Source organism: Streptomyces sp. NPDC088745 (assembly GCF_044751045.1).
Lineage (GTDB): Bacteria > Actinomycetota > Actinomycetes > Streptomycetales > Streptomycetaceae > Streptomyces > Streptomyces cremeus.
In genome coordinates this window covers 77,897-98,685 of the sequence record NZ_JBIVLB010000012.1, presented here as the reverse complement: position 1 = coordinate 98,685, position 20,789 = coordinate 77,897, and the positions used below count along the sequence as shown (strand labels likewise).

The 20,789-nt window shown below is 74.2% G+C and carries 19 protein-coding genes and 1 pseudogene; 9 read left to right on the top strand and 11 right to left on the bottom strand.

Features of this window, described 5'->3' with window-relative positions; genetic code table 11:
* Nucleotides 1–12 precede the first annotated feature (12 nt).
* The 3 genes from ACIP93_RS27425 to ACIP93_RS27415 form a co-directional block, all read right to left on the bottom strand.
* On the bottom strand, nt 13–1,215 hold the full coding sequence (locus ACIP93_RS27425) for a D-alanyl-D-alanine carboxypeptidase family protein (RefSeq protein WP_401762610.1): 1,203 nt from the start codon (nt 1,213–1,215) through the stop codon (nt 13–15).
* A gap of 249 nt (nt 1,216–1,464) precedes the next feature.
* A complete protein-coding gene (locus ACIP93_RS27420; RefSeq protein WP_345219355.1) occupies nt 1,465–2,919 on the bottom strand; it encodes a glyceraldehyde-3-phosphate dehydrogenase in 1,455 nt (484 codons plus the stop codon).
* Nucleotides 2,920–3,096: 177 nt separating this feature from the next.
* On the bottom strand, nt 3,097–3,222 hold the full coding sequence (locus tag ACIP93_RS27415) for a hypothetical protein (RefSeq protein ID WP_401762607.1): 126 nt from the start codon (nt 3,220–3,222) through the stop codon (nt 3,097–3,099).
* On the opposite strand from ACIP93_RS27415, the gene ACIP93_RS27410 reads away from it, so the two are divergent.
* From ACIP93_RS27410 to ACIP93_RS27390, 5 genes are all read left to right on the top strand, one after another.
* Nucleotides 3,221–3,559, top strand: a complete 339-nt coding sequence (locus tag ACIP93_RS27410) for a hypothetical protein (RefSeq protein ID WP_401762604.1) — start codon at nt 3,221–3,223, stop codon at nt 3,557–3,559. The genes ACIP93_RS27415 and ACIP93_RS27410 overlap by 2 nt on opposite strands.
* Nucleotides 3,560–3,757: 198 nt before the next feature.
* Nucleotides 3,758–4,525: a spermidine synthase gene (locus tag ACIP93_RS27405; RefSeq protein WP_401762602.1), complete on the top strand. Its 768-nt coding sequence runs from the start codon at nt 3,758–3,760 to the stop codon at nt 4,523–4,525.
* Nucleotides 4,526–4,600: 75 nt separating this feature from the next.
* Complete coding sequence (locus tag ACIP93_RS27400; RefSeq protein WP_401762599.1) at nt 4,601–5,443, top strand: alpha/beta fold hydrolase; 843 nt, start codon at nt 4,601–4,603, stop codon at nt 5,441–5,443.
* Complete coding sequence (locus tag ACIP93_RS27395; protein ID WP_401762596.1) at nt 5,443–6,744, top strand: PP2C family protein-serine/threonine phosphatase; 1,302 nt, start codon at nt 5,443–5,445, stop codon at nt 6,742–6,744. The genes ACIP93_RS27400 and ACIP93_RS27395 overlap by 1 nt, the downstream gene beginning before the upstream one ends.
* Nucleotides 6,741–7,130, top strand: coding sequence for an STAS domain-containing protein (locus tag ACIP93_RS27390; RefSeq protein ID WP_401762593.1), 390 nt, complete (start codon nt 6,741–6,743; stop codon nt 7,128–7,130). The genes ACIP93_RS27395 and ACIP93_RS27390 overlap by 4 nt, the downstream gene beginning before the upstream one ends.
* 49 nt (nt 7,131–7,179) lie before the next feature.
* Here the strand turns inward: ACIP93_RS27390 and ACIP93_RS27385 are convergent, their stop codons facing one another.
* The 3 genes from ACIP93_RS27385 to ACIP93_RS27375 all read right to left on the bottom strand — a co-directional run bounded on the left by ACIP93_RS27385 (nt 7,180) and on the right by ACIP93_RS27375 (nt 10,558).
* Nucleotides 7,180–7,725 carry a GNAT family N-acetyltransferase gene (locus ACIP93_RS27385; protein WP_401762590.1) on the bottom strand — a complete coding sequence of 182 codons (546 nt, stop codon included), beginning with the start codon at nt 7,723–7,725 and terminating at the stop codon, nt 7,180–7,182.
* Nucleotides 7,726–7,820: 95 nt separating this feature from the next.
* Nucleotides 7,821–9,917 carry an MMPL family transporter gene (locus ACIP93_RS27380; protein WP_401762587.1) on the bottom strand — a complete coding sequence of 699 codons (2,097 nt, stop codon included), beginning with the start codon at nt 9,915–9,917 and terminating at the stop codon, nt 7,821–7,823.
* A gap of 122 nt (nt 9,918–10,039) precedes the next feature.
* Entirely contained in the window at nt 10,040–10,558 is a 519-nt protein-coding gene (locus ACIP93_RS27375; RefSeq protein ID WP_401762584.1) for a MarR family winged helix-turn-helix transcriptional regulator, read from the bottom strand.
* 59 nt (nt 10,559–10,617) lie between these two features.
* Between ACIP93_RS27375 and ACIP93_RS27370 the strand changes: the two genes are divergently transcribed.
* Together ACIP93_RS27370 and ACIP93_RS27365 are read left to right on the top strand one after the other, a co-directional pair.
* Nucleotides 10,618–10,788 (top strand): hypothetical protein, encoded by a 171-nt coding sequence (locus ACIP93_RS27370; protein WP_401762581.1) that lies wholly within the window; start codon nt 10,618–10,620, stop codon nt 10,786–10,788.
* A gap of 131 nt (nt 10,789–10,919) precedes the next feature.
* The gene (locus ACIP93_RS27365) at nt 10,920–11,567 is read left to right on the top strand and encodes an HAD family hydrolase (protein WP_401762578.1); all 648 of its coding nucleotides are present in this window, start codon (nt 10,920–10,922) and stop codon (nt 11,565–11,567) included.
* Here the strand turns inward: ACIP93_RS27365 and ACIP93_RS27360 are convergent.
* Nucleotides 11,549–12,529, bottom strand: a complete 981-nt coding sequence (locus tag ACIP93_RS27360; RefSeq protein ID WP_401762576.1) for a helix-turn-helix transcriptional regulator — start codon at nt 12,527–12,529, stop codon at nt 11,549–11,551. The two genes, ACIP93_RS27365 and ACIP93_RS27360, sit on opposite strands and share 19 nt — an antisense overlap.
* 111 nt (nt 12,530–12,640) lie before the next feature.
* Here ACIP93_RS27360 and ACIP93_RS27355 point away from each other — a divergent pair, with 111 nt between their 5' ends.
* Complete coding sequence (locus ACIP93_RS27355; RefSeq protein WP_401762573.1) at nt 12,641–13,114, top strand: DUF3224 domain-containing protein; 474 nt, start codon at nt 12,641–12,643, stop codon at nt 13,112–13,114.
* Between the two features lie 42 nt (nt 13,115–13,156).
* Here the strand turns inward: ACIP93_RS27355 and ACIP93_RS27350 are convergent, their stop codons facing one another.
* Together ACIP93_RS27350 and ACIP93_RS27345 are read right to left on the bottom strand one after the other, a co-directional pair.
* Nucleotides 13,157–14,305, bottom strand: coding sequence for a winged helix DNA-binding domain-containing protein (locus ACIP93_RS27350; RefSeq protein WP_401762570.1), 1,149 nt, complete (start codon nt 14,303–14,305; stop codon nt 13,157–13,159).
* A 47-nt stretch (nt 14,306–14,352) separates the two neighbouring features.
* Nucleotides 14,353–16,005 carry a GMC oxidoreductase gene (locus ACIP93_RS27345; protein ID WP_401762568.1) on the bottom strand — a complete coding sequence of 551 codons (1,653 nt, stop codon included), beginning with the start codon at nt 16,003–16,005 and terminating at the stop codon, nt 14,353–14,355.
* A gap of 182 nt (nt 16,006–16,187) precedes the next feature.
* Here ACIP93_RS27345 and ACIP93_RS27340 point away from each other — a divergent pair, with 182 nt between their 5' ends.
* A complete protein-coding gene (locus ACIP93_RS27340) occupies nt 16,188–16,892 on the top strand; it encodes a DNA-binding response regulator (protein WP_401762979.1) in 705 nt (234 codons plus the stop codon).
* A gap of 21 nt (nt 16,893–16,913) precedes the next feature.
* Here the strand turns inward: ACIP93_RS27340 and ACIP93_RS27335 are convergent.
* Nucleotides 16,914–18,740: pseudogene (locus ACIP93_RS27335) on the bottom strand (ATP-binding cassette domain-containing protein); the annotation flags it as partial.
* Nucleotides 18,737–20,527, bottom strand: a complete 1,791-nt coding sequence (locus ACIP93_RS27330; RefSeq protein ID WP_401762565.1) for an ABC transporter ATP-binding protein — start codon at nt 20,525–20,527, stop codon at nt 18,737–18,739. The gene ACIP93_RS27330 and the pseudogene ACIP93_RS27335, both read right to left, overlap by 4 nt.
* Nucleotides 20,528–20,789 lie beyond the last annotated feature (262 nt).

Here is a 20,789-nt window from a genome sequence, read left to right as displayed (position 1 = left end):
GGGCGGAACGTGTTACTCCGCGCTCTCCCCGGCCCGCCGCCGTTTCAGCGCGAACGCGATCGCGCCGCCCGCGACCGCCACGACCGCCCCGAGGCCCGTCCAGCCCAGCGCGCCCATCGACCCGTCGGCCGCGTCGCCCGGGGTCTTCACCCCCGCGGCGGTCCTCGCCGACGAGGAGTCGGCGGCGGCCGGGGAGTTCTGGTCGAGGCTGCCGATCGGCTTGGTGCGTCCGACCGCCTGGAAACCCCAGTCGAGGAGCTTCGCCATCTCGACGTACACCTCGTCGCGCTTCTTCGTCTGCGGGTTCATCACCGTCACCAGCAGCGTCCGGCCGTCGCGGGTGGCCGCCTCGGCGAGGGTGTTGCCCGCGTGCGAGGTGTAGCCGTTCTTGCCGCCGATCAGACCGGGGTACTTCGGCACGCCGCCGATGCCCGACAGCATCCGGTTGGTGTTGGAGATCGCGAACGGCTTGCCCTTGGTGGAGGGGCCGCCGGGGAACTTCGCCTCGGCCGTCGAGCAGAACTCCTTGAAGTCCGCGTTCTTCAGGCCCGCGCGGAGGAACAGCGACAGGTCGTACGCCGACGAGACCTGGCCCGGCGCGTCATAGCCGTCGGGGCTGCGCACATGGGTGTCCTTCGCGCCCAGCGCGTCCGCCCGCTTCTGCATGTCGGCGACCGTCTTGTCGACGCCGCCGTTCATCGCGGCGAGCACGTGCACGGCGTCGTTGCCCGAGCGCAGGAACACGCCCCGCCACAGGTCGTCCGTCGTGTACCGCTGGCCCGGCAGGATGCCGACCGCGCTGCTGCCCGAGCCGATGCCGCGCAGTTCGGCGTCGGTGACCGTGTGGCTGAGCCCGTGCGGGACGATCGGCAGCACGGTGTCCGCGAAGAGCATCTTCAGGGTGCTCGCGGGCGGCAGCGGCCAGTGCGCGTTCGACGCGGCGAGCACGTCGCCGCTGTCGGCGTCCGAGACGATCCACGACAGCGAGGACAGGTCCTTCGGCAGCGCGGGCGCGCCCGCGCCGGCCTGCGGCCCCGGCAGGGCGAGGGCGGCGCCGCCGACGGAGGACATCTGCGCCGGCGGGGTCTGCGGCTTGTCGCCCTTCGCCGCCGCGGGCTGCGCCACCGCGGGGGCGGCCACGGCGAGGGCGGCGACCGCGCCTGCGGCCAGGGTGGCGAAACCGCGCCTGTACTGCGGGAAGAGGGAGGAACGCATCGCCCGAACGTATCGCAACCGGACACGCCCGCAGGGCCGGAGGAGCCCGGTGCGGAAGTGGAATTTCCCACGGCCCGCAAGGGGAACGCGCGGGCCGCGTATCCCGTCCCCGGTGACCGGCCCGGCCGCCCGGCTGCCCCGGCAGGGTCTTTGCCGGAGGCGGGCGGAGAGCGCGGGCACGGGCGACGGCGAAGGGGCGGAACCCGGTCGGATTCCGCCCCCGTCACCGCACTCGCGCCGCCCCGGCCGTCAGGCCACCGGCGCCGGGTACGTCGGGTACTCGACGCCCGAGACGTGCTGGACGACCCGGATGACCTGGCAGGAGTAGCCGAACTCGTTGTCGTACCAGAGGTAGAGGATCGCGTCGTCGCCCTCGACCTTCAGCGCACCCGCGTCGATGATCGACGAGTGGCGCGAGCCGACGAAGTCGCTGGAGACGGCGTCCGGCGCGCTGATGAAGTCGATCTGGCGCTTCAGCGGCGAGTTCAGCGACACGTCGCGCAGGTGGTCCAGGACCTCCTCGCGGGTGGTCTCGCGCGCCAGGCGCAGGTTGAGGATGGCGATCGAGACGTTCGGAACCGGAACCCGGATCGAGCTGCCGGTGATCCGGGCCTTCAGGTCCGGCAGCGCCTTCGCGACGGCGGACGCGGCGCCCGTCTCCGTGATGACCATGTTCAGCGGCGCGGAACGGCCGCGGCGGTCGGAGCCGTGGTAGTTGTCCAGCAGGTTCTGGTCGTTGGTGAAGGAGTGGACGGTCTCGACGTGACCGCGCAGCACGCCGTACTCGTCGGCCATCGCCTTCAGCGGCGGCACGATCGCGTTCGTGGTGCAGGACGCGCAGGAGATGATCGCGTCGTCCGGCTTGATCGTGTCGTGGTTGACGCCGTGCACGATGTTCGGGACGTCGCCCTTGCCGGGAGCGGTCAGGACGACCTTGGAGATGCCCGGACGCAGGTGGTGGGAGAGGCCCTCGCGGTCCCGCCAGCGGCCCGTGTTGTCGATCAGGATGGCGTCCTTGATGCCGTACTCCGTGTAGTCGACGAGCGTCGGGTCGTCGGAGTAGATCATCTTGATGACGTTGCCGTTGGCGATGATCGTGTCGTTGTCCTCGTCGACGGTGATCGTGCCCTGGAACTGGCCGTGGATGGAGTCGCGGCGCAGCAGCGAGGCGCGCTTCACCAGGTCCTGGCCCTTGCCCTTGCGGACGACGATGGCGCGCAGCCGCAGCCCGTTGCCGGAACCGGCCTTCTCGATGAGCAGGCGGGCCAGCAGCCGCCCGATGCGTCCGAAGCCGTAGAGCACGACGTCGCGGGACTCGCGGCGCTCGATCTTGTTGGCCCCGGTGGCTCCGGCGACGGCCCCGGCGGTGAACTCCTCGATCGACAGACCGCGGTCGTCGGCGCGGTACATCTCGGCGAGGAGGCCGATGTCGATCTGCGAGGGACCCAGGTCGAGGGTGGTCAGCGCCTGGAGGAAGGGGAGGGTCTCGGTGATCGAGAGCTCCTCGCCGGCTATCTGGCGGGCGAAGCGGTGGGTCTTGAGGATGCTCACCACCGACTTGTTCACCAGGGACCGGCTGTGGATCAGGACCGTGACGTCACGCTCCCGGTGCAGCTTCCCGATCACGGGGATCATCGACTCCGCGATTTCCTCGCGGTGCTTCCAGAGGGTGAACGAGTCGGCGTTGACGTCGTTGGCAGTCACAGGCTTCTTCTCTTTCGAGCTAGGCGGTGCTCATATGCTAACCCTCCGGCTTTTTGGATCATCCACGAGGTGCCTGGTGGGGGACCGGCGAGACCGCGTCGGCCGCCGCGGGGGCGTCCCACGGAAGCGTCCTTCGCCTCCGGGGCCCCGCAGGTCAGGGGCTGGGACGTCCCACGGTCACGTCACTTCGCGGCGAAACCTGGCCAGTTGGCGCACCGCCCCGGAAGCCTGGTGGGCGGAGCGGGACGGCAGCACCACCCGCCGCTCCGCCACGATTCCGTACGAGGAAGGGAACCCCACCATGTCCAGCACCCCGCGCAAGCGCCTCGCCGTCGCCACCGCAGCCGTCGCCCTCGGCGGCGGGCTCGTCCTCCCCGCGACCGCGACCGCCGCGCCCGCCGCACCGGCCGGCCGGTCCGCGGCCGACGTGCGCGTCCAGGGCACGGCCCCCGCCTGCGTCACCCGGGACGTCATCAAGCAGAAGAAGCAGGTGACCGTCCGCAACAACTGCGGCAAGACCATGCACGTGAAGCTCGTCATCAACAACGGCCCCGACGGCGCCTGCTGGACCTATCAGCACGGTGAGGGCAGCGTCTGGACGTGGAAGGTCGGCTCGTACGGCAAGATCGTCACCTGCTGAGCGGCCCCTGACGGCCTCCGCGTCACGCCCGCGAGCGGTCACCGGCCCGGTGGCCGCTTCCGGCGTGCGCCCCGGGCCCGGCTCCGCACCCCGAGGACCCGGGCGGCCGCCGGTCCGGACAGCCGTGGAACTCCCGCCCGGTACGCGTCGTTGTCCTGCCGAGCGACCGGAACCGCCGGTCGCGGAAGGGAACCCGCCATGCAGGCCACCGCCCCCGGCCGCCCCGCCGAACCCGTGCAACTCGACCGCCGCCAGGGGCCGTACGGCGAAGTCGTGCTGCGGCGGCGCGGGGACGCGTACGAGATCATCGCCAACGGGTGTTTCCTGATGGACACTTCGGACGGCCGCTCCGAGAGGCTCCTCGTCGACGCGGCGTACGCGGCCCTGCACCCCGCACCGGGCGCGCCCCGCCCCTCCGTGCTCATCGGCGGTCTCGGCGTCGGTTTCTCCCTCGCCCACGCGGCGGCGCAGGACCGCTGGGGCCGCGTCGTGGTCGTGGAGCGCGAGCGGGCCATCGTCGACTGGCACCGCGAGGGGCCCCTCGGCGCCGTCACCGCCGCCGCGCTGGCCGACCCCCGGGTCGAGATCGTGCTCGCCGACCTGATCGCCCACCTGCGCGACGCGGACCCGGCGGGCGCCCCCGACGGCTCTGCGGCGGACACGTACGACGCCCTGTGCCTGGACATCGACAACGGCCCCGACTGGACCGTCACCGACGACAACCGCAACCTCTACACCCCCGCCGGCCTCGCCGCCTGCCTGCGCCGCCTCAACCCGGGCGGCGTGCTCGCGGTGTGGTCCGCGCAGCCCTCGACGGCGTTCGAGGACGCGCTGCGGAAGGCGGGTTTCACGGAGGTGCGGACCGAGGAGGTGCCGGTGGCACGGGGCGTGCCGGACGTGGTGCACCTGGCGCGCAGGCCCCGCCGGGCCCGCGGCGGGCCCCGTGCCCGGTCCGGCGGGGCGTAGCCGTGAACGGCGGCTGCGGCCTCCTGGCGCCGACGCGGTGAGCGGTCGCGGAGGAATGGATGACAGGATGGCCGGATGGATATCCGTCGCAGGAACAACGTCGTCGTGACCGGCCGGGCCGACGGCCCCACCGTGGTGCTCGCGCACGGCTTCGGCTGCGACCAGAACATGTGGCGCTGTGTCGTGCCCGCCCTCGCGGAGCGTCACCGGGTCGTGCTGTTCGACTACGTCGGCTCGGGCAAGGCCGACCCCGCCGCCTGGTCCGAGGCGCGCTACTCCGGCCTGGCGGGGTACGCCCAGGACGTGGTCGAGATCTGCGCGGAGCTGGACCTGGAGGGGGCCGCCTTCGTCGGGCACTCGGTGAGCGCCATGATCGGCGTGCTCGCCGCGCGCAGCGCCCCCGAGCGCATCGGCTCGCTGGTCATGGTCGCGCCGTCCCCCTGCTACATCGACGACGAGGGGTACCGGGGCGGCTTCTCCGCCGAGGACATCGACGAACTCCTGGCCTCCCTGGAGTCCAATTACCTGGGCTGGTCCGGCGCGATGGCCCCCGTCATCATGGGCAACCCCGAGCGCCCCGAGCTCGGCGAGGAGCTCACCAACAGCTTCTGCGCGACCGACCCCGAGATGGCCCGTGTCTTCGCCCGCACCACCTTCCTCACGGACTCCCGGGAGGACCTGAAGGACGTGGCGGTGCCCACCCTCGTCCTGGAGTGCCGCCAGGACGCCATCGCCCCGCGCGAGGTCGGCGCGTACGTCCACGCCGCCGTGCCGGGCTCGGAGCTGGTGACCCTCGACGCCACCGGCCACTGCCCGCAGCTCAGCTCGCCCGAGGTGACCGGTGCGGCGATCCTGGCCTTCCTCGACGGGCTCCGGCCCGCCCCGACCGGCACCCCGCCCGCGGAAGCCCGCCGATGATGAGCCGCACCAGCAGCGAGCCCGGGCCGTTCGAGCCCGGACCGTTCGGAGCCGGAGCCGGAGACGGCGCGGTCACCGACGCCGCGTTCAGCGCCCTCCTGGAGGACAGCGCGGAGGACCTCTACGAGCAGGCGCCGTGCGGTTACGTCTCCACCCTCATGGACGGCACCCTCGCCAAGGCCAACGCCACCCTGCTGGACTGGCTCGGCCTGCGCCGCGAGGACGTCGTGGGCCGGATGCGCTTCAGCGACCTGCTCACCGTCGGCGGCCGGATCTACCACGAGACGCACTTCGCGCCCCTGCTGCGGATGAAGGGCGAGATCAACGGCATAGCCCTGGAGCTGAAGGGCGCCGACGGCGTCCGCATGCCCGTCCTGGTCTCCGCGGTCGTCAAGTACGGCAGCGAGGGCGAGCCCCTGCTGATCCGCGCCACCCTCGCCGACGCCCGCGACCGCCACGCCTACGAGCAGGAGCTGCTGCGCGCCCGGCAGGCCGCCGACGCCGCCCGCCGCGAGGCCGAGGCCGACCGCGTCCGCCTGAAGGACGCGCTGATCGTCCTCCAGCAGAGCCTGCTGCCCGCCGTCCTGCCCTCCGTGCCGGGCCTGGAGTCCGCCTCGTACTACCACACCGCCTCCCCCGACCGGCTCGGCGGCGACTTCTACGACCTGTTCCCCGTCGACGGCGAGCGGTGGGGGTTCTTCCTCGGCGACGTCTGCGGCAAGGGCCCCGAGGCCGCCGCCGTCACCTCGCTCACCCGCTACACGCTGCGCGCCGCCGCCCTGCACGACCCGGACCCGGTCGCCGCCCTGTCCACGCTCAACACCATGCTCCACGAGCGCTACTCCGGCAGCGACCCCCGCTACTGCACCGCCGTCTTCGGCATCCTCCAGCCCGACCCGGAGACGGGCCACGTGACGGTACGGGTGGCCTCCGGCGGGCACCCCCCGGCGCTCGTGCTGCGCGCCGACCGCAGCACGGAGTACCTGGAGACCCCGGGCGGCCTGCTGATCGGCATCCTGGCGGACCCGCCGCTCAGCACGGCCACCACCGTCCTCGCCCCCGGCGACACGCTCCTGCTGCACACCGACGGCCTGACCGAGGCCCGCACCGCCGCGCGCGGACGGGGCTCCGAGCGGTACGGCGACGAAGCGCTGCGGGAGTTCGCCGCCAACGTCCCCGACACCTCGCCCGCCTCCCTGGTCACCGCGCTGAGCGGGCTCCTGGAGAGCTTCGGGGACGGCCTCGACGACGACACCGCCCTGCTCGCGCTGGGCGCCCCGGCCATGGAGAAGCCCGAATGACCCCCACGAAAACGCTGACGATCACCGTGCGCCAGGCCGCCACGGGCCCCGTCCTGGAGATCGCCGGCGACCTCGACTACGACACCGCGGGCGACCTGCGCACCCGCCTGGGCACGCTCCCGCTGACGGCGGACGCCCGCCTGGTGATCGACCTGGCGGGCATGGAGTTCTGCGATTCCACCGGCATCACCGCGCTGCTCGCCGCCCGCAACCACGCGCTGGCCGCGGGCGCCGGGATCGCGCTGTCCGCCGTGCCGGAGCACACCTGCCGGGTACTGCACCTGGTCGGCCTCGACCAGGTCTTCGCCCTGTACGCCAGCACGGCCGAGGCCACGTCCACCGAGGACCCGGACCGCCGGCCGGACCCGCGGACCCCCACGGGCTGACCCCCACGGGCTGACCCCCGCGGGCCGGGGCCCGGGGGCCGCCGCCCGGTCAGCGGCCCTTCCACTCGTGGGCCAGCAGCGACCACACCTCCATGTCCAGGCGCACACCCCGGTACTCCGTGTGCTCGCGCAGCGTGCCGTCCAGGTGCATCCCCGCGCGCTGCGCGACCGCCCGGCTGCGCACGTTGACCGTGCTGTTCCACCACTCGACCCGGTGCAGCCCGCGCTCCTCGAAGGCGTACGCGAGGAGCTTGTCGACGGCGGCGCCGATCAGGCCCCGCCCCTCGGCCGCCGGCTCCGACCACACGCCGATCTCGGCGGTGCCCAGCGCGGCGTCGAAGTGCACGAACATGACACCGCCCACCAGGGTTCCGTCCAGCCAGATCCCGAAGATCCGTCCGGCGTCGGCCACCTGCTTGTCGGCGTACCGCTGCAAGGTGGCCCGGGCCGACGCCAGGTCGGTGGAGAACGTGGCCCACGGAATCCACGGGTCCACCAGATCGCGGGCGCGGTCCATGTGGGCCAGGAACTCCGGTGCCTGCCAGGGCTCCAGCGGGCGGAGTTCGGCACGGTCGGTCAGGGATACGGCGTACACGGCAGTCCTCGGGGTCCGGGAGCTGGGGCGCCCGCGCGGTGGCGGCGGGCGGCACCACGATACGTAACGCTCCCGCCCGGCGCGGCGGGTTCGCGCTACGCCTCCTCCGCCCGGGGCCTGCTCAGCCGGCCCGGCCACCACGCCGTGCGGCCGATGTCCCGCACCAGCGCCGGTACGAGCAGGGACCGTACGACCAGCGTGTCCAGCAGCACGCCGAACGCCACGATGAACGCGATCTGCAGCAGGAAGGCCAGCGGGATCACGCCCAGGGCCGCGAAGGTCGCCGCCAGGACCACGCCCGCCGACGTGATCACTCCGCCGGTCGCGGTGAGGCCGCGCCGGACGCCCTCGCGGACGCCGTGCGCGAGGGACTCCTCGCGGACCCGGGACATCAGGAAGATGTTGTAGTCCACGCCGAGCGCGACCAGGAACACGAAGCCGTACAGCGGGACGGAGGAGTCCGTGCCGCTCATGCCGAAGACGTACCGGAACACGAGGGCCGAGACCCCCAGCGTGGCGACGAAGTTGAGCGCGACCGTGGCCACCAGCAGCAGCGGCATCAGCAGCGAGCGCAGCAGCAGGGCCAGGATGACGAGGATGATCGCGAGGACCACCGGCACGATCAGCGCGCGGTCCTGGGCGGCGGTCCGCTGGGTGTCGTACTGCTGCGCGGTGTACCCGCCGACGAGCGAGTCCTGCGCGCCCGGCACCGCCCGTACCCGCTCGCGCAGTTCGGCCACCGTCCGCTTCGCCGCGTCGCTGTCGGCGGCGTCCTCGAGCGTGGCGTCGACGCGCACCCGGCCGTCCACGACGAGCGGCGGACCCCCGCCCGGGCGGCCCGACGCGGTCACGGCCGTGGCGTCGGCCACCCCCGCGACGTCCTTCGCCTCCTTCACGACGGACTCGGCCACCCGCGCCCCGGTGATGACGACCGCGGGCTGCCCGGAGCCGCCGGGGAAGTGCGCGCCCAGGGTGCGCTGGGCGGCGACCGAGGGCGCGTCATGGACGAAGATCTCGTCGAGCGGCACGCCCCGCGAGGTCAGCATCGGCGAGAACGCGGCACAGGCCAGCAGCCCCGCCAGGCAGACGGCCCACACCCGGCGCGGCGCCCGGTCCACGAGACCGGCCACCCGCTGCCACAGACCCGCGCTGCCGCCCCGCCCGGCCGTGGGCCTCGGCCGGGCGGGCCAGTACGCGGCCCGGCCCAGCAGCGCCAGCGCGGCGGGCAGGAAGGTCAGCGCGCTCAGCACCGCGCACACGATGCCGATCGCCCCGACCGGGCCCAGCGCGCGGTTGTTGGTGAGGTCGCTGAGCAGCAGGGCCAGCAGGCCGAGCGCGACGGTGGCCGCGCTGGCCGTCACCGGCCCCACCGACTGCCGCCAGGCGGCCCGCACAGCGGTGAACCGGTCGGCGCCGCCCGCCAGTTCCTCCCGGAAGCGGGCGCTGAGCAGGAGCGCGTAGTCGGTCGCCGCGCCGATCACCAGGATGGACAGGATGCCCTGCACCTGCCCGTCCACGCGGACCACGTCGTGGTCGGCCAGCACGTACACCACCGCGCTCGCCAGCCCCAGCGCGAACACCGCGCCGATGATGATCACGAAGGGGAGCAGCACGCTGCGGTACACCAGCAGCAGGATCAGCAGGACGGCGGCCAGCGCCACCCCGAGCAGGATTCCGTCGATTCCGGCGAAGGCGTCCTTGAGGTCGGCCTGACTCGCGGCCGGCCCCGCCAGCTCGACCTTGGCGTCCGGCACGTGACCGGCGGCCCGCTTGACGCGGTCGAGTGCCGGGGCGAGCTCGTCGCCGAGGTCGGGACGCAGTTGTACGACCCCCTGGAGCGCCTGCTCGTCCTTCGACGGCAGCGCGGGCGAGGCCCGGCCCGCGATGCCGGGGGAGCCGTTCAGGGAGGCCAGCGCGCGGGTGGCGGCCGCCGCCTGCTGCGCGTCGAAGGGGCCGCCGCCGGGATGGGTCCACACCACGACGAGCGGCAGGGTCTCGTCCTGCCGGAACGCCTTCTGCGCCTCGATGACGCGGGTGGACTCCGCGTTCTGCGGCAGGAACGCCGCCTGGTCGTTGCTGGCGACCTCGCCCAGCTTCCCGGCGTACGGGCCGAGACCGCCGCCGACGCCGAGCCAGGCGACCAGCAGGACGAGCGGAACCAACCAACGGGCATGCCGTGCTGCGCTGGACATCGTGCTCCCGGTGCGAGTGAGGAGGGGGCGGGCCCTCGCCCGGGTTTCCCATTCTCTCGATGATAAACAATCTCAATGATTGAAATACACCGCCGCCGGTCCGGCGCGCCGCCTTCCCGCGCTCAGGAGCGCGGGGCGCGCACGTCCGTGAGTTCGGAGTTGAGGTCGGCCAGGAAGCGCAGGACCACCGCGAGTTCGCCGTCGGTGAAGCGGGAGCGGGTGTTCTCGGTCGCCTCGGCGAGCGGCCGGAAGTGGGTGCGCGCCACCTGCCGGGCGCTCGGCTCGTAGTGGAGGTGCACGACGCGGCGGTCCGTGCTCTCCCGGGAGCGCCGGATGTGACCGGCGTTCTCCAGCCGGTCCAGGCAGGCGGTCACCGCGCCCGAGGTCAGCCCCAGGTGCTCGCGGAGGCGGCCCGGGGTGAGCGGGGTCTCGGAGTCCAGGATCGCGGCCAGCGCCTGGATGTCGGTGGCGTGCAGGCCCTGGCCGGAGGCGAAGCCGTGGACCAGCCGGTTGATCTCCCCGTTCATGCGGCGCAGCTGCACGGCGAAGGCCCGCAGGTCGGGGGCCGCGGGGGCGGGGCTCGGCGCTGCGGGGGTCCCCTGCCCGACCTCGGGTCCGTCTCGTTCATCTGTACTGGCCACGGGGTCACCCTATGGCGCGGGCCCCGCCCGGAGGTACGCCGCACGCCCCACCGGGCCGCGTGCCCGTGCGTCCCCCGGCCACCGGCCGCTGCGCCCGGGGCAACGGCGGCGCGCACCTGCTGTGGGTGGACCCGGCCCGCGATCTGGTGGTCAGCTCCCGCTGGGGCGCGGACCCGGAGAAGCTGCTGGCGGAGGTGTCGCAGGCGGTGCCCGTGACGCAGCGGAGTTGACCTTGCCCCTGGGGGAAGGCCCACGGTGTGTGCACGCGCCCCGGGGGCAGCTCCACGGCGCGTGTACGCACTGTGGGGGCAGCCCCGCGGTGCGCCCGTACGCATCCGTACCGCACCCCCAAGGGAACCCCATGACCACCACCGCGCCCCGCCCCTCCTGCCTCCTCCTCGACATCGGCGGCGTCCTGGAGCTCACCCCCGACACGGGCTGGCTGCCCCGCTGGGAGGAGCGGCTCGGCCTCGCCCCCGGCACCGTCGACGACCGGCTGGGCGAGGTCTGGCACGCGGGCAGCGTCGGCCGCGTCGACGAGGGGGAGGTGCGCGCCCGGGTCGCCGCGGCGCTCCGTCTCGACACCCCGCAGCTCGACGCCTTCATGGCCGACCTCTGGGACGAGTACCTCGGCTCACCCAACGTGGAACTGCTCGCGTACGTACGCGAGCTGACCGGCCGTCAGGACCTCCGGATCGGCATCCTCAGCAACAGCTTCGTCGGGGCCCGCGAGCGCGAAGCCGACCGCTACCGCCTCGACGCCCTGGTGGAACGGCCCGAACACCTCGTCTACTCCCACGAGACCGGCATCCTCAAGCCCGATCCCCGCGCCTTCGCGACCGCGTGCACCACGCTCGGCGTGCGCCCGCAGGACTGCCTCTTCGTGGACGACGCCGCCCCGAACGTCGAGGCCGCCCGCGCGGCGGGCCTGCACGCGCACCTCTTCCGGGACAACGCCGGCACCCTCGCCCGCATCGCCGACCACCTCCGTCAGGGCGCGGCCGCATAGCGGGCCGCCAGTGCCGCCACCGTCCCCGCGAGCGCCGTGCGCAACTCGGGCGGCCCCAGCACCTCCGCGTCGTCGCGCAGCCTGAGCAGGTCGGACACCGCCACGGACGACGACTCGACCCGCATCTCCGCCCGCACCCACCCCTCGGCGTCCGCCTCCCCGGCCCCGGCGAGGGCCTCGGTCCCCGCCGCTCCGAACAGCGCGGGCAGCAGCCGCTGCCCCGTCGGGGAGAGCCGCAGCTCCGCGACCCCCTGGTACCGCTTCGCCTCCATGCGCCGCGAGGACTCCTGCCAGTGCGCCGCCAGCGCGAACCCGGCCGGGCGCTCGAAGACCTCGCCCGTGTCCCGTACGGAAAGGAAACGTGACACCCGATACGTCCGCACCGCCGCGTCGGAACCGCGCGACCGCGCCACCAGGTACCAGATCCCGCCCTTCAGGACGAGACCCAACGGGTCGAGCACGCGCCGCACCTCGCCCTTCCAGCTCCGGTAGTCCACGGCGAGCTTCCGCTGCTCCCACACCGCGTGCGACACCTCCGAGAGGTACGGAACCGGATCGGCCTCGCGGAACCACGCGGGCGCGTCGAGATGGAAGCGGTCCTCCCACACCCTTGCCCGGTCGGCCAGTTCCGCCGGGAGGGCCGCCTGGAGCTTGAGCCGTGCCGTGGCGAGCACCGCGCCGAGCCCCAGGTCGTGCGCCGGACCGGGCGCGCCCGCGAGGAACAGCGACTGGGCCTCGGCGCGGGTGAGACCCGTCAACCGGGTGCGGTATCCGGCCATCAGCTCGTACCCGCCGTCGGGCCCCCGGCCCGCCCTGACCGGCACGCCGGCCGCGCCGAGCGCCTCGACGTCGCGGTAGACGGTCCGTACCGACACCTCCAGCGCCTCGGCCAGTTGGGGCGCGGTCATGCGGCCCCGGCTCTGGAGCAGCAGGAGCAGCGAGAGGAGGCGGTCGGCGCGCATGCCTCCCATTGTCCTTCCGTACCTGACAGAAGGTGTCAGGTACGGGGAACAGAGTGGTGTGCGGCGAGTGAGCGGCCCGCGCACTCCGACGCACCGACCCCAGGGGAAGACATGACGACCACGCCCATGAACGCGAATACGGACACGGACACGGCCACCGACACGGGCAGCACGACCGTCACCGGGCACTTCACCTACGCGAGCTGGGACGAGACCTGCGCCACCGACGCCGGGACGAGTCCCCGGATCTCCCACGCCTCCGTCGTCAACACCTTCACCGGCGGCATCGAGGCCGTCGACACCCGGTGCGAGTACATCTGCACGTACGTCACGGAGACGACCGGCTGTTTCAACGGAATGGAGTTCTTCTCCGGCCGGCTGGGCGGCCGCGAGGGCAGGTTCGTGGTCGAGGAGCGGGGGCACTTCGGTGCGGACGGCACCGTGCACTGCGCCTTCGAGGTGGTCCCCGGCTCGGGCACGGACGCGCTGGCCGGGCTCACCGGAAAGGGCCGCTTCGTCGCCCCGCACGGTGAGAAGTCCGTTCCGTACACCTTCACGTACACGCTGCCGGACCTGCCGGCCTGACCCGGGGCGCGGCGGCTCCCGGGTGCCGTCCTCCCCTCCGCCTCACCCTCCCCCGGCCCCGAACGCCCGGACCTCGCCGCCGGGGAGCTTGGCCCACCAGTGGTGGTAGCGGCTGTACGTCCGGGGGTCCCGCTCCGCGAGCAGTGCGGCCAGGGGCTGCGCCTCGGCCGCCACCTCCTCCCACTGGCCGGGCCGCAGGTCCCGGAAGGCGGTCACCTCGACCGCGCCGTCCAGGAGCCGCCAGACCCCGGCGACGTAACCGTCCAGCAGGAGGGTCGGAAGGACGTCGCCGTTGGTGCGGATCACCACCTTGCGCAGTTCCTCGGGGATGATCCGGCTGCGGTCCTGGAACGCGAGCAGGGTGCTGTCCCACATCGGCAGCAGCCGTGCCGGAGCCGGAGTGTCCGCGTCCGGCCGCGGCGCACCCGGCAGGTCGTACAGCGCCTTCCCGTCCGGTCCCCGGAACTCCTCCACCGTCCCGTCCAGCTCCCGCAGCACCCGCAGCACCGGCGTGGTCCGTACCAGCGCGAACCGCGCCACGTCCCCCACCGAAGCCGGACCGAACCCCTCCAGATAGCGCAGCACCAGGTGGCGCAAGGCCGGTACGTCCACCTCCCGGCCCTCCGGCACCGCGGCCGCCCCCGCCGTGACGTAGGAGGGCCGCGCGCCGAAGGACCACGGGCCGCCGGTCGGCACGTGGTGCAGCGGCGCGTACACCTGCACCCCCCGCAACGCGGCGTCCTTGCGCTCCGCGCCGACCTTCCCGGCCAGCCACTCCTGCACCTCGGCGGAGGTCCGGGGCTCCTTCGCGAACACCAGCAGCTCCGCCGCCAGTTGCCGGGCGTCCTGGGCCGTCAGCCCGGAGTCCGTGAAGCGCGACCCCAGCCCCGACCCGTACAGCGTCGGCTGGACCGCCGACCGGAACGGCTGGTAGTCGTCCGCCGCCACCGCGTGCAGCGTGATCCGCATCAGCGTCGCCTTGACGACGGTCCGCGCGGCGAACGCCGCGTCCAGCCCGGCCGGATCGAAGCCCTCGATCCGGTTCCACAGCGCGACGTACGGCGAGGGCGCGTGCTGCGCCTGGAGCGCGACGACGCGCCGGACGGCGTCCGTCACGCTCAGGCTCGCCCGTTCCAGCAGGAGTTGGCGGCCCAGAGTGGCCCGGTTGAGTTCACGCGCGGAGATCGTCACACCGCCGATTGTGCCGCAGTCCCGCTGCGCGCCGCCGGGAGCCGCCGTCACCCCGGCCGGCGGAGGTCGTCGGCGATGATGCGCTCGATGTTGCGTTCCGCGAGCGCGGTGATCGTGACGAACGGGTTGACGCTCGTGTTGCCCGGGATCAGGGAGCCGTCCATCACGTACAGGCCCGTGTACCCGTGCAGGCGGCCGTAGTTGTCGGTGGCCCTGTCGAGGACCGCGCCGCCGAGCGGGTGGTAGGTGAGGTGGTCGCCCCAGATCTTGTACGCGCCGAACAGGTCGGTGCGGTAGATCGTGCCCTCCTTCTGGTTGATCTTGTCGAAGATGGTCTTCGCCGCGTCGACGGAGGGCTGCTTCCACGCCGTCTGCCAGTCGAGCTCGACCCGGCCGGCCGACGCGTTCCAGGTGAAGCGGGCGCGGTGCGGGTTCTTGGTGATGGAGAGGTAGAAGGAGGCGTACGTCTCGATGCCGGTCGGCAGCGGGGCCACCTCGGCGAACGCGCCGCCCGCGTCCCAGTTGTCGATACCGGCCGTCGGCATGGCGGACTGGAGCTTGCCGGTGGCGTCCCACATGTGGTTGGCGCGGCCGCACATCACATTGCCGTTGTCGCCCCAGCCCCGGCCGACCTCGTCATTGAGGCGGGGGAGCGCGCCGGTCGCCTTCAGCCGGGTGAGGAGCTTGGACGTGCCGACGCTGCCCGCCGCGAAGAAGACCCGGTCGGCGGTGACGGACTTGGTGGCGGTCACCGCGCCCGCCGTGTCGAGCTGCTCCACCACAACGGTGTAGCCGGACGCGGCCGGGGCCACCGAAGTCACCCTGTGCAGTGGGGAGACGGTGACGCGCCCGGTGGCCTTCGCCTGGGCGAGGTAGGTCTTCTGGAGGGACTTCTTGCCGTGGTTGTTGCCGTACAGGACCTCACCGGCCAGCGCCGACTTCGGTACCAAGCCCGCCAGTTCCTGCTTCATGTACTCCCAGTCGTACACATTCGGCACGAAGACGAACGGGAACCCGGAGCGCTCCGCGTGCTTGCGGCCCACCCGCGCGTACTGGTAGCAGGACGCCGACTCCCACCACCGGGTGTCGACCTCGGTGACGCCGAGCCCGGCGTTGGCGCGCGGGTAGTACGTGCCGTACATCTCGTCGGCGTTGACCGAGGGCAGCACCGCGCCGAAGCGTTCGCGGCGCGGGGTGACGGCCATGCCGCCGTTGACCAGTGAGCCGCCGCCGACGCCCCGGCCCTGGTAGACGGTGATGCCGCCGAATTCCTCCGCGTCCAGGATGCCGGTGTGGCGCGGCACGTCCTTGTCGAGGGGGAAGCCCAGGAAGTTGGACAGCGGCTGCTTGGTTCTGGTGCGCAGCCAGAAGGAGCGGTGGTCGGGCCTGGTGGTGTTGGCGAAGACGTTGCCGTCGGGGCCGGGGGTGTCCCAGGCCATGCCCATCTCGACCAGGTGGACGTCGACCCCGGCGCGGGCCAGGCGCAGGGCGGTGACGGAACCTCCGTAGCCCGTGCCGATCACCAGCGCCGCGACGTGCTCGCCGTTGGTCAGGGCCGGGCGGCGCGGCGCCGCGTGGACGGTGGGGGAGCCGGGGCCGCCGAGGGCGGCCGTGCCGAGGAGGGCGCCGGTGCCCGCGAGGAGCAGGCGACGGGACGGACTCATCGGGGAGGGTGGGGTCTGCGAGGTTGGTGCAGCCATGGGAGATTCCTCACTCTTGTGGGAAGAGGAGCGAGTTGTACTGCCGGGGTCTTGGGAAGTCACGGCATACCGCGAGGTAACTTCCTCCGGCCCCCGGGAACTCCCCTGACGTGCGACAAGGGGCGACGCGGAACGCGGTCGCACATGTGTTGCGGGCGCACGGTGGCGCACGGCGCCGGGCCATGTGCCCCCTGTGCTTCGCGATGCGGATGCGGAAGCGTTCCTTCGGCGGCTTGATGGGCACTGGTGTCATCCCCACTGGAGGAGTGGCAGTGATCCGTGTCCATGTCGCCCATGCGGCAGGTCTGTTCAGATCGGCGTTGATGGCGCTGTTGCGTGCCGAGGAAGGCTTCGAGGTGCTGGATGAGGACGCGCGGCTCGGGCCCTGCGCGGTGGGCGGCCCCCCGGCCGACGTGTGGGTCGCCGATGCGGAGGAGTTGCCGCCGCGGCTCCGGAGGGCGGCGGGCAGAGCGTCCCGGACCTCGCGCGACGCCGCGCCGGGAGGCGCCGGACTGCTGGTCCTGGCCACCGCCGACCGCCCCGGGGTGCTGCGCCGGGCCTTCGACGCGGGAGCACTCGGTTACGTCGACAAACAGCTTTCGCCCTGTCGATTAGTCGAGGGGATCCGCGCGGTCGCACGCGGCGAGCGGTACGTCGACGAGTCACTCGCCTTCGGACTCCTGCGTGCCACGGAGATTCCCCTCACCCCCCGGGAGCTGGGAGTGCTTTCGCTGGCCGCGCAGGGCGCCTGCGTCGCCGAGATAGCGCTCGAACTGCATCTGTCCCGGGGCACGGTGCGCAACTACCTGGCGGCCGCCATCCGCAAGACGGGCGCCCGCAACCGGGTCGACGCGATCCGCATCGCCGGGTCGGCGGGCTGGATGTGACCGGTGCGGGTCCGGCTTCCGGCCCGTCAGGTCCCGGTAGAGGCCGGACTGCCGCAGCAGCTCGTCATGGGTTCCGCACTGCGCCCTGGTGCCGTCCAGTACGAGAATCCGGTCGGCCCGCAGCGCGGAGGTCATCCGGTGCGCCACCACGACCAGGGCCCCGGGCCGGTCGGCCAGCACCCGCTCGGCGCGTTCCTCCGCCGCGGGGTCGAGATGGCACGTCGCCTCGTCGAGCACGAGGAGCGGGGCGGGGGAGAGGTGGGCCCGCGCGAGCGTCACCAACTGCCGCTCGCCCGCCGAGAGCTGTCCGGGGTCGACGACCGCGTCCAGTCCGCCGATCCGCGCGGCCAGCGGACCGAGACCGAGCGCGTCGACGGCCGCCGCCACCTCGGCCGGGGCCGCGCCCGGGTGCAGGTGGGTGAGGTTCTCGCGGAGGGTGGCGGTGAAGACGTACGCCTCCTGGGGGACCAGGGCGCGCTGGGCGGAGCCGCACACGGCCCGTCCGGCGAGCAGCACCGAGCCCCGGTCGGGGACGAGCAGCCCGGCGAGGACGTTGGCCAGGGTGGACTTCCCGATGCCGCTGGGCCCGACCACGGCGAGGTGCTCGCCGGCGCCGAGGGTCAGGGACAGGCCGTCGAGGACGGGGCGCGCGCCGGGACCGTAGGCGAGGGTCACGCCGTGCAGCTCGGCGGCGGGCGGGGGACGGCGGGACGGGGAGGGCGTCCCGGGCTCCGGGGACGGCGGCGGAGACTTCGCAGGGGTCCGGGGGTCCGGCCCCTGCGCGGAGCCGCCCGGGGGCGCGGGGTCGGCGAACCGGTCCAGGACGACCAGCAGCCGAGTGCCCGCCGCGCCGAGGGCGGTCATCAGCGTGTGCAGGGCGGGCAGCAGCGCCTGGACGAGGTAGGTGAGCGCCCCGGTCAGCACGCCCGCCCCCAGCCCTCGGTCCAGCAGCCAGGGGGTCGCCAACAGCAGGAGCAGCGGGGGCAGTTGTCCGGCGACGCCGAGTGCGACCGTCCGCAGGGCGGCCCATCGGGCCAGCACCCGTGCCGCCCGGGCCGCGGCGTCGGCCGAAGCGGTCGCGGCCGCGCCGACCTGGTCCGCGATGCCGCAGGCCGCCACGTCGCGCAGCCCGGCCGCCGCCGCCCGCACCTGGTCGGTGTACGTCTCTTCCGCGTCCAGCGCCGCCCGCTGGGCGCGGGCCATCGGCCCCAGCGTGGCGAGGAACAGACCGAGGCCGAGGAGCAGCGGAGGCACGGTGACCAGTAGGAGTTCCGGGGCCAGGGCGAACATCCCGGCGAGCGCGCCGACCGCCGTGAAGACGAAGGACCGGGCGGTCAGCACCAGCCCCGCGAAGCTGTCCCGGGCGATCTCGCTCTGCTGGGAGACCCGGGACACGGCTGTCCCCGGGGTGGCTGGGCCGGGGGCGACCCTGGCCGGGGCGGGCGGGCCCGGGGCGGCCGGGACAGGACCGGCGGTGCCGCCGCGTGCGCCCGTCGCCGTCCGGAGGGCCTGGTCGACGGCCCGGCGGACCAGCCCGTCCCGGAACGGCTCGACCAGGCCGGCCAGTTGGGCGAAGACACCGCGCGTGACGGGCCCCCCGGCCAGGATCGCCGGCATCGCCACGGCCAGCCAGGCCAGGCCGACCCCGGCGCGTCCGGCGAGGAAGCCCCGGTCCAGGGCCTGGGCCAGGCAGTAGCCGCCCAGGAAGGTCTGCGCCGACTCGGCGAGCGACCAGCCGGTGAGGCGGACCAGGACCAACCGGTGCCGGGCCAGGAAGCGGCGGGCGTCCGCGCGCAGGCGGGTGCGGGGAGCGGCGTCGACGGGGTCGCCCGCCCGGGGGCCGCTCATGCCGGAGCTTCCCCGGACGCTCCGGAGACCTCGTGTTCCTCGGGCCCCCGGGCCTGCTCGGGCCCCCGGGGCCGCTCGGCCTCCCCGGTCACCGCGAAGACCCGCCGGTAGTCCGGCCGGTCCCACAGCGCCTCGTGCGGGCCCACCGCCCGCACCCGGCCCGCCTCCAGCCACACCACCAGGTCCGCCCGGGCGGCCGACGAGAGCCGGTGGGCGACCACCAGGCGCGTGCCCGGGCCGACGTCCCGGGACAGCGCCTCCTCGATGCGGCGCTCCGTCGCCGTGTCCAGGCTGGACGTCGCGTCGTCCAGGATCAGCAGTCGGCCCGCGTGCGCGAACGCCCGTGCCAGGCCCAGGCGTTGGTGCTCACCGCCCGAGAGGGGAGCGGCTGCGGGCGGAGTGTCGTACGCGTCCGGGAGCAACCGCAGGAAATCGTCCGCACCCGCCGCCCGGGCCGCCGCCACCACCTCCGCGGGCGTCGCCCGGCGCGCGCCCGAGGCCAGCGCCTCGCCCAGGGTCGCGCCGAAGAGCGCCGGCCGCTCGAAGGCGTACCCGACCTCCCGGCGCAGTTCCCGCGCCTCGATCTCCGCCAGGGGCACGCCGTCCAGCAGTACGGTGCCGGAGTCCGGCGCGCAGAGCCGGCCCGCCACCGCCGCCAGCGTCGACTTGCCGGAACCGGAGCGGCCGACCACGGCCGTCGTCGTGCCGCCGGGGAGGGTGAGGGAGACGTCGGTGAGGACGGGCGCGCCGTCCAGCGCCACGTTCACGCCCACGAGGTGGAGCGTGCCGGGGCCGTCCGGCGGGAGGGTCCGGTTGCCGGAGCCGAGCGGGGGCAGCGCGAGGAGGTCGCCGAGCCGGCGGGCGGCGGTCCGGCCGCGGATCAGGGTGCCGAGGAAGGAGGCCACCGTGCCGATTCCGGCGGCGAGGGCCGCGTACCGGGAAATCGCGAGGAGGTCGCCGACGGTCAGCCGGCCGGAGACCACGCCGAGGCCCGCGACGGCCGTGACGGCGGTGATCAGCAGGGGCAGCAGGACGGTGCTGCGGGCCACCGCCCGGCCGTGGACCCGCCACATCCGCCGCCCCTGGACGCCCAGTTCGGGCAGCGGAGCCAGAACGCGGGCCCGGTCGCGCGCGACAGTCCCCCCGGCGGCGATGCTGCGCGCACCGGTCAGCGCCTCCGCGAGCCGGGAGGCGAGGGCCGCCTGCACCCGCTGGTAGCGGGCCACGCTGTCGGAGGAACCGGCGGCGAAGGCGCGCAGCAGGAGCAGGAGGAGGGGCAGGCCCGCCGCGAAGGCCAGCGCGCACCACGGGTCGATCAGGGCCAGCGCCACCAGGCCGCCCACCGGTGCGATCAGGGAGGCCGCCAGGGCCGCGGCGGCACCGGGCGCGGCGCCCGCCTCGGTGGCGTTCGCGGACAGCCGGGTCGCGGTGTCGCCGGGCGGGAAACGGGCGGCGGCGCGCGGGGTGGCGTCGAGCAGCCGGGCCAGGGTGCGGCCGCGCAGCCAGGCCGTCGCCCGGGCCTGGGCGGTCCCGGAACACAGGGCCTCCGCGGCCTCGGCCAGGACCTGGCCCGCCACGAGCACCGCGCACAGGGTCAGCCACCGCCCGCCGGCACTGTCACGGGCGAGCAGCAGGTCGAGGGTGCGGCCGACGGCGGCGGGCAGGGCGAGGGCCGCGGCGCCGGACAGGGCGGAGGCGAGGAAGAGGGCGCCGGCGGGGGCGCGGGTGTGACGGGTCGCGGCGAGGAGGAGGCGGTCGGGTGGGGCGATGGCCCTGGCGGGCGGCACGGGGGCTCCTTCGGTCGCCGGGAGGGGGTGCGCTCGGCGCGGTCGCGGGGGCGGCAGCGGTGAGGCGCTGCCCCGTGCCGCACCCGGCCCCGGGGTGCTCCCGCCCCGGCCCCGCCCCGCCACCGGAAGCGCTCGGCACGCGGCCGAGCCCGCGGTTCCCCGCGCCGTGCGAAGGGGCGCGGGGAACCGCGCGAGCGACCACAACGCACCCGCAGGCGAACCGCGCGGAACCGGCGCCGGGTACCGATACCTCACCCCGCAC

What these genes read in the sequence shown, in the direction of transcription:
- ACIP93_RS27360 (WP_401762576.1), bottom strand. Translation starts at nt 12,529, where the DNA reads ATGCGCGCCGACCGCCTCCTCTCGCTGCTCCTGCTGCTCCAGAGCCGG.
- ACIP93_RS27395 (WP_401762596.1), top strand. Translation starts at nt 5,443, where the DNA reads ATGAGCCGCACCAGCAGCGAGCCCGGGCCGTTCGAGCCCGGACCGTTC.
- ACIP93_RS27415 (WP_401762607.1), bottom strand. Translation starts at nt 3,222, where the DNA reads ATGGTGGGGTTCCCTTCCTCGTACGGAATCGTGGCGGAGCGGCGGGTG.
- ACIP93_RS27405 (WP_401762602.1), top strand. Translation starts at nt 3,758, where the DNA reads ATGCAGGCCACCGCCCCCGGCCGCCCCGCCGAACCCGTGCAACTCGAC.
- ACIP93_RS27340 (WP_401762979.1), top strand. Translation starts at nt 16,188, where the DNA reads ATGTGCCCCCTGTGCTTCGCGATGCGGATGCGGAAGCGTTCCTTCGGC.
- ACIP93_RS27345 (WP_401762568.1), bottom strand. Translation starts at nt 16,005, where the DNA reads ATGGCTGCACCAACCTCGCAGACCCCACCCTCCCCGATGAGTCCGTCC.
- ACIP93_RS27365 (WP_401762578.1), top strand. Translation starts at nt 10,920, where the DNA reads ATGACCACCACCGCGCCCCGCCCCTCCTGCCTCCTCCTCGACATCGGC.
- ACIP93_RS27425 (WP_401762610.1), bottom strand. Translation starts at nt 1,215, where the DNA reads ATGCGTTCCTCCCTCTTCCCGCAGTACAGGCGCGGTTTCGCCACCCTG.
- ACIP93_RS27410 (WP_401762604.1), top strand. Translation starts at nt 3,221, where the DNA reads ATGTCCAGCACCCCGCGCAAGCGCCTCGCCGTCGCCACCGCAGCCGTC.
- ACIP93_RS27380 (WP_401762587.1), bottom strand. Translation starts at nt 9,917, where the DNA reads ATGTCCAGCGCAGCACGGCATGCCCGTTGGTTGGTTCCGCTCGTCCTG.
- ACIP93_RS27400 (WP_401762599.1), top strand. Translation starts at nt 4,601, where the DNA reads ATGGATATCCGTCGCAGGAACAACGTCGTCGTGACCGGCCGGGCCGAC.
- ACIP93_RS27390 (WP_401762593.1), top strand. Translation starts at nt 6,741, where the DNA reads ATGACCCCCACGAAAACGCTGACGATCACCGTGCGCCAGGCCGCCACG.
- ACIP93_RS27355 (WP_401762573.1), top strand. Translation starts at nt 12,641, where the DNA reads ATGACGACCACGCCCATGAACGCGAATACGGACACGGACACGGCCACC.